The 14,301-nt window shown below is 70.7% G+C and carries 13 protein-coding genes; 9 read left to right on the forward strand and 4 right to left on the reverse strand.

The genetic code is table 11. From position 1 onward, the window contains the following. Positions 1–143 precede the first annotated feature (143 nt). The 3 genes from hrcA to CLV30_RS04205 all read left to right on the forward strand — a co-directional run bounded on the left by hrcA (position 144) and on the right by CLV30_RS04205 (position 3,179). Entirely contained in the window at positions 144–1,160 is a 1,017-nt protein-coding gene (hrcA, locus tag CLV30_RS04195; RefSeq protein WP_106536071.1) for a heat-inducible transcriptional repressor HrcA, read from the forward strand. Positions 1,161–1,196: 36 nt separating this feature from the next. Next, positions 1,197–2,336: a molecular chaperone DnaJ gene (dnaJ, locus tag CLV30_RS04200; protein ID WP_106536072.1), complete on the forward strand. Its 1,140-nt coding sequence runs from the start codon at positions 1,197–1,199 to the stop codon at positions 2,334–2,336. 105 nt (positions 2,337–2,441) lie between these two features. Next, complete coding sequence (locus tag CLV30_RS04205; RefSeq protein ID WP_106535914.1) at positions 2,442–3,179, forward strand: 16S rRNA (uracil(1498)-N(3))-methyltransferase; 738 nt, start codon at positions 2,442–2,444, stop codon at positions 3,177–3,179. A 153-nt stretch (positions 3,180–3,332) separates the two neighbouring features. On the opposite strand, the gene CLV30_RS04210 is transcribed toward CLV30_RS04205, so the two are convergent. Both CLV30_RS04210 and CLV30_RS04215 read right to left on the reverse strand, forming a co-directional pair. Continuing rightward, entirely contained in the window at positions 3,333–4,469 is a 1,137-nt protein-coding gene (locus CLV30_RS04210) for a Gmad2 immunoglobulin-like domain-containing protein (protein ID WP_106535915.1), read from the reverse strand. A gap of 9 nt (positions 4,470–4,478) precedes the next feature. Continuing rightward, the gene (locus CLV30_RS04215; protein WP_106535916.1) at positions 4,479–4,991 is read right to left on the reverse strand and encodes a SigE family RNA polymerase sigma factor; all 513 of its coding nucleotides are present in this window, start codon (positions 4,989–4,991) and stop codon (positions 4,479–4,481) included. A gap of 194 nt (positions 4,992–5,185) precedes the next feature. On the opposite strand from CLV30_RS04215, the gene CLV30_RS04220 reads away from it, so the two are divergent. After that, on the forward strand, positions 5,186–7,996 hold the full coding sequence (locus CLV30_RS04220) for a glycoside hydrolase domain-containing protein (RefSeq protein ID WP_129710839.1): 2,811 nt from the start codon (positions 5,186–5,188) through the stop codon (positions 7,994–7,996). Positions 7,997–8,097: 101 nt separating this feature from the next. On the opposite strand, the gene CLV30_RS04225 is transcribed toward CLV30_RS04220, so the two are convergent. Continuing rightward, positions 8,098–9,180, reverse strand: a complete 1,083-nt coding sequence (locus CLV30_RS04225; protein WP_106535918.1) for an LCP family protein — start codon at positions 9,178–9,180, stop codon at positions 8,098–8,100. Between the two features lie 26 nt (positions 9,181–9,206). On the opposite strand from CLV30_RS04225, the gene CLV30_RS04230 reads away from it, so the two are divergent. Next, positions 9,207–9,554: a histidine triad nucleotide-binding protein gene (locus CLV30_RS04230; protein WP_106535919.1), complete on the forward strand. Its 348-nt coding sequence runs from the start codon at positions 9,207–9,209 to the stop codon at positions 9,552–9,554. Between the two features lie 34 nt (positions 9,555–9,588). Here CLV30_RS04230 and CLV30_RS04235 read toward each other — a convergent pair whose 3' ends face one another. Next, a complete protein-coding gene (locus tag CLV30_RS04235) occupies positions 9,589–10,656 on the reverse strand; it encodes a type IV toxin-antitoxin system AbiEi family antitoxin domain-containing protein (protein ID WP_106535920.1) in 1,068 nt (355 codons plus the stop codon). A gap of 410 nt (positions 10,657–11,066) precedes the next feature. Between CLV30_RS04235 and CLV30_RS04240 the strand changes: the two genes are divergently transcribed. The 4 genes from CLV30_RS04240 to CLV30_RS04255 are packed head-to-tail and all read left to right on the forward strand — an operon-like array spanning position 11,067 to position 14,213. Continuing rightward, entirely contained in the window at positions 11,067–12,101 is a 1,035-nt protein-coding gene (locus CLV30_RS04240) for a PhoH family protein (RefSeq protein WP_106535921.1), read from the forward strand. After that, entirely contained in the window at positions 12,098–12,562 is a 465-nt protein-coding gene (gene ybeY / locus CLV30_RS04245; protein WP_106535922.1) for an rRNA maturation RNase YbeY, read from the forward strand. Before CLV30_RS04240 ends, ybeY begins: the two co-directional genes overlap by 4 nt. Further along, positions 12,562–13,869, forward strand: coding sequence for a hemolysin family protein (locus tag CLV30_RS04250; RefSeq protein ID WP_106535923.1), 1,308 nt, complete (start codon positions 12,562–12,564; stop codon positions 13,867–13,869). Before ybeY ends, CLV30_RS04250 begins: the two co-directional genes overlap by 1 nt. Beyond that, positions 13,866–14,213 carry a cytidine/deoxycytidylate deaminase family protein gene (locus CLV30_RS04255; protein WP_106535924.1) on the forward strand — a complete coding sequence of 116 codons (348 nt, stop codon included), beginning with the start codon at positions 13,866–13,868 and terminating at the stop codon, positions 14,211–14,213. Before CLV30_RS04250 ends, CLV30_RS04255 begins: the two co-directional genes overlap by 4 nt. The last annotated feature ends 88 nt before the right edge of the window (positions 14,214–14,301 follow it).

The following is a 14,301-nucleotide window of genomic DNA, read 5'->3' on the forward strand; positions in this document are numbered from 1 at the left end:
TGGTGGTGACCTGCGCCACATCCGCTCAGGTCGTCCGTGCCGCCACTCGGCGGCCGAGCGAGCCAGGCAGCTGAGCACGTAGACTTGGCACTTTGAACGGTCGAGTGCCAGTGATTCCCGACGGGAGGTGTACCCGGGTGTCCATCGATGACCGCAAGCTCGATGTGCTGCGGGCGATCGTCGAGGACTACGTCGCCACGCAGGAGCCGGTCGGGTCGAAGGTGCTCGCCGATCGGCACCACCTGGGAGTGTCACCGGCGACGATTCGCAACGACATGGCCACCCTCGAGGAGGAGGGCTACATCGCCCAGCCGCACACGAGTGCCGGCCGGGTGCCCACCGACAAGGGGTACCGCCTGTTCGTCGACCGGCTCTCCACCGTCAAGCCGCTGTCGGCGGCGGAGCGCCGGGCGATCCAGACGTTCCTCGACGGGGCCGTGGACGTCGACGACGTCGTCTCCCGGACGGTCCGGTTGCTGGCACAGCTGACCAGCCAGGCCGCCGTCGTCCAGTACCCGTCGCTGACCCGGTCGACGGTCCGTCACGTCGAGCTCGTGGCGCTGGGCGCGGCGCGGGTGCTCGTCGTGCTGATCACCGACACCGGCCGCGTCGAGCAGCGCGTCGTCGAGCTGCCGACCGAGGTGGACGAGTACCTGCTCGGCGACCTTCGGGCGCGGATCAACGCGCGGGTGGCCGGGCAGGACTTCACCGCCGTCGAGGCGCGGGTCAGTGAGCTCACCGAGCAGTTCGACCCCGAGGACCGGCCGTTGGTCACGGCGGTCACGGCGGCTCTGCTCGAGTCGCTGGTCGAGCGGCACGAAGAGCGGCTCGCGGTGGCGGGCACCGGAAACCTCGCCCGGTACGGGCAGGAGTTCGACCAGGAACTCGAGCCGCTGCTGTCGGCGCTGGAAGAGCACGTCGTCCTGTTGCGGCTGCTCGGCGAGGCGACCAGCCCGTCGACGTTGCGGGTGCGCATCGGTCACGAGAACGCGCTCTCGGGCCTGTCGACCACGTCCATCGTCGCCACCGGCTACGGACCGGACGAAGAGGCACTGGCGAGCATGGGGGTCGTGGGGCCCACCCGGATGGACTATCCGGGAACGATCGCGGCCGTCGGTGCTGTTGCCCGGTACGTCAGCAGGATTCTCGCGGCACGTTAGGCCACGCAGGCTAGAAATCGGTTGGAGATCACGCAGGTGCCCACCACGGACTACTACGACGTTCTCGGCGTGTCGAAGGACGCCTCGAACGACGACATCAAGAAGGCGTACCGCAAACTGGCGCGCCAGCTGCACCCGGACGTCAATCCCGACCCCGAGACCCAGGAGCGGTTCAAGGAGGTCGTGACGGCGTACGAGGTGCTCACCGACCCGCAGAAGCGCGAGATGTACGACCTCGGCGGCGACCCGACGTCCAGCGGCGGCGGGGCCGGCGGCAACTTCGGCGGCGCGTTCTCCTTCAACGACATCATGGACGCGTTCTTCGGCGGCAGCGCCACCCGCGGACCACGGAGCCGGGTGCGCCGCGGCCAGGACGCGCTGGTCCCGCTGAAGATCGAGATGTCCGAGGCGATCTTCGGCGCGACCAAGGAACTGCAGGTCGACACCGCCGTCGCGTGCACCGTGTGCAGCGGTTCCGGTACCGCCGCCGGCGCGCAGCTGTCGACCTGTCCGACCTGCCGCGGCCAGGGTGAGGTCAGCCAGGTGCAGCGGTCGTTCCTCGGCCAGGTCATGACGACCCGGCCGTGCCCGCAGTGCCAGGGCTTCGGCACCGTCAACCCGAACCCGTGCGTCGAGTGTTCCGGCGACGGCCGGGTGCGTACCCGCCGCAAGCTGACCATCAAGGTGCCCGCCGGCGTCGACAGCGGCACGCGCATCCAGCTCGCCGGGCAGGGCGAGGTCGGACCCGGCGGTGGCCCCGCCGGCGACCTGTACATCGAGCTGGCCGTCACGCCGCACCCGGTCTTCCGGCGCGACGGCGATCACCTGCACTGCACCCTGCCGCTGCCGATGACGGCGGCCGCGCTGGGCACGAGCGTCGAGCTCGAGACCTTCGACGGTCCGGCGACCATCGAGGTACGCGCCGGCGCACAGCACGGCGAGGAGATCCGGCTGAACGCCCGGGGTGTGCCGAAGCTGCGCGGCACCGGCCGCGGCGACCTCGTCGTCCACCTCGAGGTGCAGACGCCGACGAAGCTCGACGCGCGCCAGGAGGAACTGCTGCGTGAGCTGGCGTCGCTGCGCGACGAGGAGTCGGTGCCGGGGCCGTCGACGGAGGCCCAGCACGGCAGCTTCTTCTCCCGCATCCGGGACGCCTTCAAGGACGGCCTCAACTGACGCTGTGCTGCGGCGGGAATGACCACGTTCACCATGGAATTCCATGCGTCACCACCCTTACAGGCCTGGTGATGCGGGTGAACGCCTAGTGATGGGACGTCACCGATGAGCGCACCGGTCTTCCTCGCCGACCCGGAGGCGCTGCGTTCGTCGGAACGCGTCCGGGTCGACGGTGACGAGGGCCGGCACGCTGCCGTTGTCCGTCGTATCGCCGCCGGCGAGAACGTCGAGCTGACGGACGGCGCCGGGCAGCTGGTCCGGTGCACCGTCGTCGCCGCCGACCGCAACGGCATCACCTGCGACGTCGACGAACGCATCGAGGTGGCGCAGCCGCAGCCGCGGATCGTCGTCGCGCAGGCCATCCCGAAGGGCGACCGCGGCGAGACCGCCGTCGAGACGATGACCGAGGTCGGCGTGGACGAGATCGTGCCGTGGTCGGCGGCGCGGTGCATGGTGCGCTGGAAGGGCGAGCGCGGCGAGAAGGCGCTGCGGCGCTGGCGTTCGACCGCGCGCGAGGCCGCGAAGCAGGCCCGGCGGCCGTGGTTGCCGCAGGTGAGTGACGCGGTGACGACCGCAGGCCTCGTCACCCGGGTCGCCGGCGCCACGCTCGCGCTGGTACTGCACGAAGAGGCCGGGCGCCCACTTCGTACGGTCGAGCCGCCGGACGACGGCGACGTCGTCGTCGTGGTGGGCCCGGAAGGCGGCGTCACGCCGGACGAGCTCGCGGAGCTGGAGGAAGCCGGCGCGACACCGGTGCGTCTGGGGCCGACGGTCCTGCGGACGTCGACAGCAGGCACCGTCGCCGCCGGGGTACTGCTCGCGGCGTCGCGTCGCTGGGCCTGACGAAGCGGACGGCGACGGTGGGCCCGGCACGCGTCCGCGTCCTGGCGACATCCGGTTGAGCCCCGCCGGCCATCACCAGGATTGTCGCCGCGTCACGAGGCGTGTAGGGGTGGTCCCGCATGGAATTCCATGCGGGACGTGATCATTTCCGGGTCAGTCGACGGTGAAGGTCTTGGTGTCGCTCATCGGCGGACGGCCTTCGCCGCCGGAGACGTCGACCTCGCTGACGAAGACCTCGTACGTCCCGGGCTCGAGTTCGACGTCGAACCGGAACGGGGACATGGTGCAGCACTCCTCGGCCATCGTCGTGCCCTCCTCGACCACCTGGCCGTCGCGACGGATCTCCCATCGCAGCGTCGCCTCGAACGCCGCCGCCGAGCCCCGGACGGTCACCGGGCTGTCGACCGTCGCGCCGTGGGTCGGGTCGTCGATCTGCACCAGCTGGCGCATCTGCAACGGGTCCGCGCGCGGCACCGGCTCGGAGAGGTCCACGCCGCCGTAGTCACCGGCAGCGTCGCCGTCGACGGTGATCCGCACCGGCTGCGAGCCGCCCAGGTCGTGCATCGACGCGGCCGCGGTGGCGGTGTACACGAGCTCCTGCACCGCGAGCTCCTGCCGGGACGGGGTGGAGCCGACGGCCTCGACCGAGGGCAGCCGGGCCACGTCGACGGTGATCTCGCTGTCGGTCACGTCGACGGAGCGGATGTCGCCCTGCCAGAAGCCGAAGTCGCGATAGTCGGGGTCGAGCGCCTCGCCGTCGGCCATCTGCCGCAGGGCGGCGAGCACGGGCGACGCGGACGTCGCGACGGTACGGAACTCGCGGGCGAGCCGGAGCGAGTCGAACCCCTCGGGAACCTCCAGCGTGACCCCGTAGTAGACGGGCACGGTGATGTTCTCCGCGGTGCCGTCGCCGGTCGGTTCGCCGGACGGCGACGTGTGCGGCGATCCGGATGCGGACTCCCCGGCCCCGGACGGCGACGGCTCGCCGCCGGTCGACTCGTCGTCCGCGGCGGGCTCGGACGACGAGTCGGCCGTGACGACGGGAGCGTCGCCGTCGTCGTCACCGAGCAGTGCGACGCCGCCGCCGATGACCGCGACGGCCAGGACGCTCGCACCCAACAGCCCGATCGCGACCGGGCTGCGCCACCACGGCGTTCCTGCCGCAGTGCGCCGGCGGATCCGGGCGAGGCCGTCGGGTCCGGGCGTGACCTGGCCCGCCGCGGCGGTCAGGGCGTCGCGCAACCGCCGTTCCTCGGCGGAGAGTTCGTTCGGTTCATCTGGCGTGTTCACGTCTTCCCCCTACGACCATGCGGCCAGGGCCGCGCGCAACCCGGCCATACCGCGTGAGATGTGGCTCTTGACGGCGCCCCTACTGATCTTCATCGCCGTTGCGATCTCGGCCTCGACGAGGCCGCCGTAATAGCGCAGTACGAGGGCCTCGCGTTGCCGCGCGGGCAACTCGCGCAGCGCCTCGACGACGGCGTTGCCGGCGGCGCCGACGACTGCCTGCTGTTCGGCGCTCGGTGCGTTCGGCGGTGGGTCCTCGGGATGCCGGGCCGCGACACCACGGCGGCGTTGAACCGACCGGCTGCCGTGCACGACGGACCGCCGCAGGTAGCCGACGGCGCGGTCGGTGTCGCGCAGCGTGCGCCAGCGCCGGTGCAGCGCCACGAACGCGTCCTGGACGACCTCCTCGGCGACGGCGTGGTCGCCCTGGAGCAACGCCGACAGTCGGACCAGGTGGACGTAGTGCGCCGCGTACAGTTCGGTGACCGCCGCGTCGGCGCCGGACTCCCTCTGCTCTTCCACCACATACCCCTACAGACGCTCAGCCCGGTGGCCGGGTTTACCGGCGCCGAGCCACCGTAGGTGATCGGCCGGGTGGGAGTCAGTGTTTCGTGCACGCGTGTGCCCGAAACGGGTCCGTGCTGCGGGCAAGATCTTGACAGGCTCCGGCGTGTGCATGAACCTGACTGATCAAAATATCGATCAGTCAGGAGTGAGCAATGGTGCGACGTGGCTGGAACTCAGTGGTGGGCCTGGTGGTGACCGCTTCGTGCGTCGCCGCCGGGTTGTCGTTGTCGGCGCCGGCCACGTCATCACCCGTGCAGGGCGAGCAGGCGGCCGCGTCCGTGTGGGTGCCCAGCGGGTCGTTCGCCGGCTCCTCGATGGTCCGGGTCGACCGGGACTCCGGACCGGGGGCGCCGCTCGGCGGCGACGACGTGCTCTGGGCGCAGGCGCTGCCCGGCGGACGCGCATCGGCGCAGCTGGCGGTGCACGCGCAAGCCGAGCTCAGCGACCTGACGGTCCAGGTCGGCCGGCTGCAAGCGCCGGGCGCCACCCCGTTGAGCGAGGACGCGGTGCAGGTGCGTTACCCGCGCTACATCCCGTTCGACGGTGGCGGCGTCGTCGCCGACCCACTGCGCGAGACCGGCGCCGTCGACGTCGCGGCGGGCGACAACCAGCCGGCGTGGATCACCGTCGACCTCCCGGCGGACACCACTCCGGGCACCTACACCACCGAGGTCCGGGTGAGCAGTGACGACGGCGAGATCGGCAGGTGGACGATGCGCGTCGACGTGCCGGACGTCCGGTTCGACCCGGTCGACGAGCGTCCGTTCATGCTCGACCTGTGGCCGCACCCGGACGCCGTCGCCGACCGGACCGGCGTGGAGCTGTGGAGCGAGCAGCACTGGGCGGCGCTGCGTCCGTACCTGCGTGACCTCGCCGACCACGGCCAGCGTGTCGTCAACGCCGCCATCACCCAGGACCCGTGGATGGTCACCCACCAGGGCGAGTGGCGCCCGCAGACGTACAACCACTACAACTCCACGGTCGAGTGGCGCTGGGACGGCGAGCGGTTCTCCTTCGACTTCTCGGTGTTCGACCGCTACGTGCGCGAGTCACGTGCCGCGGGAATCGGTGATCGCATCCACGCGTTCGCGATGCTGCAGTTCGACCACCGTGAGCGCTTCGTCTACACCGACACCCGCACCGGCGAGGAGGTCGTCGAGGAGGTCGATCTCGGCGACGCCCGCTACCGCGAAGGCTGGGGGCAGTTCCTGCGCGCGTTCGCCGCGCACCTGATCGAGCGGGGCTGGTTCGACGACGCGTCGCTGGGCTTCGACGAACGTCCGGCGAACGAGATGGCGACCGTGTTCGACGTTGTCGAGTCCGAGGCGCCGCAGTGGATGGGCAAGATCGCGATCGCGGCGAACAGCCTGGACGTGCAGGACTACGCCGACTACGTCAGCTACAACTACTCGTTCCTCGACAGCGTGCCGGACCAGGACATCGCCGAGCGTCGCGCGGCCGGCAAGCCCACGCTGTTCTACACCTACTTCAACCCGGTCCGTCCGAACACCGTGACGGCCTCGCCGCCGATGTCGGCGCGGGTGCTCGGCTGGGTCGTGGCGCAGCGGAATCTGGACGGGTACCTGCGCTGGACGTACAACTCCTGGCCCGCCGACGTGTACAGCGACCCGAGCTTCCGCTACGGGCAGGGCGACGAGTACATCGTCTACCCGGGCGAGGACGGGCCGGTCTCGTCCATCCGCTGGGAGTCCTTCACCGACGGGCAGGACGACGCCGAGCTGCTGCGGATGTACACCGAACGGTTCGGGCGCGACGACGAGCTGTTCCGCTCGGTCGTCGGCGCCGTCGACCCGCGGGCGCAGAACACACCGGAGGCGTGGACGTCGATGCTGCTCGGCCGGGACCGGATCGTGCGGCGTCTCGAAGGCGGCAACGGGCTGGACGTGCGCGCGTCGGTGTCGGACCGGTCCGTGGCCGCCGGTGACACGGTCGAGCTGACGGTCTCCGCCACCGTCACGGGGGCGCGGCCGGTGCCGTCGCCGCGGCTGGACCTGCCCGAGCAGGCCGGCTGGGACGCGAAGGTCGTCGACCGTCCGCACCGTGAAGCACTGCCCCCCGGCGCGAAGGCCGAATGGACCGTCGAGGTCACCGTGCACGACGACGCGGGATCCTTCCTCTACCTGCCGGGCACCGTGACCGCCGGTGAGGGCGCCGACGTGGAGGGCCGCTTCACCACGGCGTTGACGGTGCGGCCGCCGGTCGAGCTCACCGCGCCTCCGGCCGCGTCGCCGGCCAGCTCCCCGGACGCGTCCGCGCCGGTGACCGTCACCGTGCCCGTCGCCAACGTCTCGGACCGCGAGCAGGTCGTCGACGTCGAGGTGAGCGGCCTCGGCTTCTGGCGTGCCGATACACCTTCCCGGCAGGTCACCGTCCCCGCGGGCGAGAGCGCCGAGGCGACGGTGGAGCTGTTCCCGGACGGCGACACCGGATGGACGACCGTCGACGTGACCGTCGGCCACGGCGGGACGACGGTCGGCAGCGGTCGTGTCGACGTGGTGTCCGGCGGCAGGCACGTCTCCGACTGGGAGTGGACGGACGAGACCAACGGCTGGGGCCCGGCCGAGCGCGACACCAGCAACGGTGAGGACCAGCCCGGCGACGGCGCGCGGATGTCCATCAACGGCCGCGAGTACGGCAAGGGCGTCGGTGCGCACGCCCCGTCGCGCATCGGCCTCGACCTCGCCGGGCGGTGCAGCCGGTTCCAGACCGACATCGGGGTCGACGACGAGATCGCCGGCGGCAGCGTGCGGTTCCGGGTGCTGGCCGACGGAGCGGAGATCTTCGCGTCGCCGGTGCTGACGCAGTCGGACGACGCTCGCTGGGTGGACCTCGACGTCACCGGCGTGGATCGCCTGGAGCTCGTGGTCGACGACGGCGGTGACGGTATCGCCCAGGATCACGGCGACTGGGCCGGCGCCTGGCTGCGCTGCTCCGGCCGGTGACGTCGACGGGAGGGCCGTCACCAGGCGAGTGCACGCGTCACGAGGCCCGTACGGGTGGTGACGCATGGAATTCCATGCGGGACGTGATCATTCCGGAGCGGTCAGTTGACCTGTTGGCCGGTGACGAGGTCGGGGTTGTCGGCGAGGTAGGAGTCCATGTCGTCGGCCTTCAGCGCCTGCCACAGCACGTCGGCGCGCGCGGCGTCGTACACGACGATGCTCTGCTCGCCCGCCCAGCCGGTGCCGTCGGTGGGCACGGTCAGGAAGGTCATGTCCTCGGCGCGGAGGTTGCGCATCGACATGCCGAGGCGGGCCATGTCGAACGCGCCGAGGTCCTCGTCCACGCGCGCCGCCTGGCCGACGGCCTCGGTCAGCCCGTTCATCGTGCCGAAGTCGGTGAACGTGCCGGCAGAGAGCAGCTCGTGCATGAGCCCGCGCAGGTAGTTCTGCTGGCGTTTGACGCGGTCGAAGTCGCCGGCCGGTAGGTCCTTGCGTTCACGCACGTACTGCAGGGCCTGCTCGCCGTCGAGGGTGTGCCGGCCCGGCGGCAGCGTGGTGTCGTCGGCCAGCACCGTCGGCTCGTCGAACGTCAGCGTGACGCCGCCGAGCTCGTCCGTCAGCTGCTCGAAGCCGTTCCAGTCGATCAACGCCAGATGATCGACCCGGATGTCGGTGAGCTGCTCGACGGTCCGGACGAACAGGCTGGGCCCGCCCAGCGAGTACGCGGCGTTGATCTTGTTCTCGCCGTGCCCCGGCACCTCGACGTACGTGTCCCGGGGGATCGACACCAGATAGCCGTGGTCGCGGCCGTCCGGGAAGTGCGCCAGCATGATGGTGTCGGTGCGGGCCGCGCCCGGTTCGTACACGTCCACCTCGTCGGGTCCGTCGAGGCCACCGAGCAGGAACGTGACGGCGTCGCCACCGGCAGCCGGAGGGCGCTGCTCGTCCGGGATGTCGAACGCTCCCGGGATCCGCTCGATGTTCGACGAGACCCGGCCGACGAACCAGGTCGTCACCCCCGCGGCGGCCAGCGCCAGGACCAGCAGGGTGCACAGGGTCCCGATGACGATGCGCTTGTTGCGCTTACGCCGGCGGACGGTCTCCTCGTACTCCTCCTGCTCACGGACCGCCTCGTTATAGGCGGCCACCTCGTCGGGATCGGGCTCGCGATTCCGTCTCGCCATGGCACCAGAGGGTACGGTGTGGTGGTGTGAACCAAGATCCCGACTGCCTCTTCTGCAAGATCGTTGCCGGCGAGATACCGGCGACCGTCGTCCGCCGCTCCGAGCGGACGGTGGCCTTCCGTGACGTGTCGCCGCAGGCGCCGACGCATGTGCTGGTGATCCCGAAGGAGCATCACGCCGACGTGCCCACGCTGGCCGAGGTTGCTCCGGACACGCTGACCGAGCTGGTCAACGAGGCCGGCGCGGTCGCCGCCGACGAGGGCATCGACGCCTTCCGGCTGGTGTTCAACACCGGCGCGGAGGCCGGCCAGTCGGTGTTCCACGTCCACGGGCACGTCCTCGGCGGCCGCGCGATGACCTGGCCGCCCGGCTGACCTGGCGCCGCGCGATGCCCTGCGCGTTCAGTGGTCAGGTGTTCCATCCGGCGGGAAGCACGAAGGAAACGGGCCACGGGGAGGGCCAGTCGTGCGGCTGCGGTTCGATCGGTCCGGCGTCCGGGTGGTGTTTCCACCAGCGCACGGGCTGTTGGCGAGCCGGGTTGTCCCGCAGCAGGGCAGCGAACCGTCGGGCGAGTTCGGGCCGGTCGCGGCTGGCGAGGTCCCAGTCGTAGCGGCCGATGTCGAGTCCGAGCCTGCGTAGGCGCCATTCCCGTTCGGTCTGGCGGGCGACGATCCGGGACGCGTCCGACCGGTTGTCGTACTTGATCGCGCCGTCGGCCTCGCTGGCCACCCAGTGGTAGGGCCACAGGCCGTCGACACGAAACTCCGGCCGGTCGGCGCCGACCCAGGCGTTGGAGACCGGCATAGGCAGGTCGAATTGGATGCACGTGAACCGGCCGAGGGTCTCGAGCGGCGACTCCGCCAGTGCGTCGGCATGCTCGGCGACCCATCGCGCCCGGTGCACACCGGGCCAGCCGGCCATGTGCCGCACGGCCTCGTGCAGGTCTGCCCCCGACTGCGCGGCGGCGTCGGCGACCACCAGCGCGTCCGGGATCGGGCTCGACCGTGCCACGTCGGCTACGGCCCACTGCCTGCTCATCACGCTCACGTCGCCGAGGCGCCGTGCCTGGCCGGCGGGAATGCAGACGGCGCGGATGATCCCGAACTGTGTGGCCTGGGTGGACGCTCGGAAGGCGGCTGATCTCAACGCTTGGGGCAGGCGGGGCGGCGACCCGACGGTCGGGAGATCGAAGGTGACGACGGCGGACCATCCGGTGAGGAACACCGGTTGATCGCGGGACAGGACGAATGCCGCTGCGTGGAGACGATGGCGCTCCCACGGGGATGCGGCGCCGAGGTTGACGGTCGAGACGTAGCACCGGGGCGCGACTCGGGTCAGCAAGCCCGCGTCCCGCAGCCGTCGCAACCGACCTTCGTGTATGCCGGCGGCGAGGGCCACCGAGGTGGTCAGCACGCCACGGTGGCGGGCGAGCAGTTCGGTGACGTCCGAGGGGAGGGTTCGCGGCCGGGCGGGCATGGGTCGCACCTTGCATCGAGCAGTGCCACGGCACCAGATCAGATGCTGGGGTTGTGGAAAACTCGGCGCTCGGTGGCGTCGCGGCGACGCGTGGCGGCTCCAGCCCGAGCACGTCGAGCTTCACGACATACAACACAGCGTCGGATAGACAACTGAGCGCCGGACCGAGCTCGAAAAGCCCGTCCATCCGGCGCTCAGTTGTCTATCCGACGCTCAGATGTACCTGGAAGAGCAACCGACCCGCGGCAGGAAGCCCGGAACCAGCTCGCCCCGTTCCGTCACCGGCGGCGCGCCGCGATCAACGACGCACAATCGACGCGACCAGCCCCGGCGCGCGCGGGTAACATGGCAAATCAAATCATCGGTCGATACCGGAAGGCGGCGTGAGCAGGCCCTACGTGGGCCGTCCCATGGCGAAGACAGAACAGGCCACCGATCAGGCCCAGAACACGATCGTCGTCCCGACGAGCATCCCCATGGTCACCCTGCTCGGCTCGGGGGACGAATTGATCCGGGTCGTCGAACGGTCCTTCGACGACGTCGATATTCACGTCCGCGGCAATCAGATCACCATGACCGGCGCGCCCGACGACATCGCCGAGGCGGAGCAGGTTCTGGACGAGATGGTCGCGGTTCTGCGTACGGGCCAGGGGCTCAGCCCGGAGGCCGTGGAACGCACCGTCGCGATGTTGCGCGCACGCACGGAGGAGCGTCCGGCCGAGGTCCTCACCGCGAACATCCTGTCGAACCGGGGACGGACCATCCGTCCCAAGACGCTGAACCAGAAGCAGTACGTCGACGCCATCGACCAGCACACCGTGGTGTTCAGCATCGGTCCGGCGGGCACCGGCAAGACGTACCTGGCGGTCGCCAAGGCGGTCCGGGCGTTGCAGGACAAGCAGATCAGCCGCATCCTGCTGACCCGCCCGGCCATCGAGGCGGGGGAGCGGCTCGGGTACCTCCCGGGCACGTTGTCCGAGAAGATCGACCCGTATCTGCGGCCGCTCTACGACGCGCTGCACGACATGATGGACCCTGCGTCCATCCCGCGGCTGATGACCGAGGGAACCATCGAGGTCGCGCCGCTGGCGTACATGCGCGGGCGTACGCTGAACGACGCGTTCGTCATCCTCGACGAGGCGCAGAACACCTCGGGCGAGCAGATGAAGATGTTCCTGACCCGCCTCGGGTTCGGCTCGAAGATGGTGGTCACCGGCGACGTGACGCAGATCGACCTACCCTCGGGCACGGCCAGCGGCCTGCGCGTGGTCGAGAACATCCTGGACGGCATCGACGACGTCGCCTTCTGCCGGTTGTCCAGCCAGGACGTGGTCCGGCACCGGCTGGTCAGCGAGATCGTCGACGCCTACTCGCGTTACGACGCCGAGCAGCAGGAGTCAGGACACGGCAGCGGCCGTCCGCGCGTACCGGGGAGACGTCCGTGACCATCGAGGTCAACAACGAGTCCGACGTCGAGGTCGACGAGAAGGCGCTGTCGGACCTCGCCCGGTTCGTGCTCGACCAGCAGCGCATCCATCCGGCCGCGGAGCTGGCGGTGATGCTGGTCGACACGGGTGCCATGGAACAGCTGCACGTGCAGTGGATGGACGAGCCGGGGCCGACCGACGTGCTGTCGTTCCCCATGGACGAGCTTCGCCCGACCCCCGACGACGAGGACCCGGTCCCGGGCCTGCTCGGCGACGTCGTGCTGTGCCCGCAGGTCGCGGCCACCCAGGCGCGGGCGGCGGGGCACAGCACCGAGGACGAGCTCCACCTGCTGACCACGCACGGCATTCTTCACCTGCTCGGCTACGATCACGCCGAGCCGGAGGAGGAGAAAACGATGTTCGGCTTGCAGAAGCAACTGCTCAGCGACTGGCGAGACGCCTGGCAGGGCAGAAGCTGATGTTCGCGTCAGCCACGGCCTGGCTGCTCGGTTCGGCGGCCGTGCTGGTGGTGCTCGCGGGCCTGATCGCGATGGCCGAGGCGGCACTGTCGGCATACTCCCGGGCACGGGCGGAGGAGCTGGCCCGTGAGGAACGCCGCGGGTCGGCGGCGCTGCAACGCGTGGCCGCCGACCCGGTGCCGGCGCTGAACACCGCGCTGCTGCTGCGCATGGCCGCCGAGATCTGCGCGGTCGTGCTCGTGGCCGTGGCGTGCGAGGAGTACTTCGAGCCCTGGTGGCTGACGCTGCTGGTCGCCGCCGGGGTGATGCTGGTGGTGTCCTACGTCGTGGTCGGTGTCGCTCCGCGGACCATCGGCCGCCAGCACGCCGACGGCGTCGCGCTCGCGTTCGCCGGTCCGCTGCTGAGCCTCACCCGCGTGCTGGGGCCGGTCGCACGGCTGCTGATCCTGCTGGGCAACGCGCTCACGCCGGGTAAGGGGTTCCGCGAGGGGCCGTTCGCCACCGAGGCGGAGCTGCGCGAGATGGTCGACCTCGCCGAGGCCGGGCGGATCATCGAGTCCGGTGAGCGCGAGATGATCCACTCGGTGTTCGAGCTCGGCGACACCGTCGTCCGCGAGGTCATGGTGCCGCGCACCGACGTGGTGTTCATCGAGTCCGGCAAGACCCTGCGCCAGTTCCAGTCGCTGGCGTTGCGCAGCGGCTTCAGCCGCATCCCGGCGGTCGGGCCGGGTGGGCTCGACGACATCGTCGGCGTCGTCTACCTCAAGGACGTCGCGCGGCGGCTGTACGACAACCGCGACGCCGAGTCGGTCGAGCGGGTGGGCACGGTCACCCGGCCGGCGTTCTTCGTCCCGGACTCCAAGCCCGCGGACGACCTGCTGCGCGAGATGCAGGCGCAGCGCACCCACGTCGCCGTCGTCGTCGACGAGTACGGCGGGACGGCGGGGCTGGTGACCATCGAGGACATCCTCGAGGAGATCGTCGGCGAGATCACCGACGAGTACGACACCGACGAGGCCGACGTGCAGGAGCTCGAGAACGGCGCCGTGCGGGTGAGCTCCCGGCTGCACATCGACGACCTCGGCGACCTCTTCGGGATCGAGCTGTCCGACGACGACGTCGACACCGTCGGCGGGCTGATGGCCAAGCAGTTGGGCCGGGTCCCGATCCCGGGCGCGGAGGTCGACGTCGCCGGGTTGCACCTGATCGCCGAGGAACCCGAAGGTCGGCGCAACCGGATCGGAACCATTCGGGCCAGCCGAATCGTCAGAATCGAGGACACCCACCCGCACGAGGAGCACGCGTGAGCGACCAGCCGGGCCTCGATCCCGAGGATTCCAAGATCATCACCCTCGCGCGGTCGGCCCGTGCGCGGGGCAGTGGCGTCGAGGGGGCGGCCGTGCGTGACGCCGACGGCCGCACGTACGCGGGCGCGGACGTCGCACTGACCTCGTTGTCGTTGTCGGCGTTACAGGTGGCCGTGGCGATGGCGGCGTCGAGCGGCGCCCGCGGGCTCGAGGCCGCGGCGGTGGTCACGACCGCCGGTGTCGACGACATCGACGTGGCGGTCGTGGCCGATCTCGGCGGCCCGGGGGTTCCGGTCCACGCGGCCGGCGCCGACGGGGCACTGCTCGCCACGATCAGGACGTAGAGATCTGCACGTGAGTGCGCTAGCGTGCCGCCCGTCCCACCTGCGCTTGAGGGCGGCACGATCGCGATCGATCGAGACGGAGATGTGA

The sequence above is a fragment of the Haloactinopolyspora alba genome (assembly GCF_003014555.1).
GTDB lineage: Bacteria > Actinomycetota > Actinomycetes > Jiangellales > Jiangellaceae > Haloactinopolyspora > Haloactinopolyspora alba.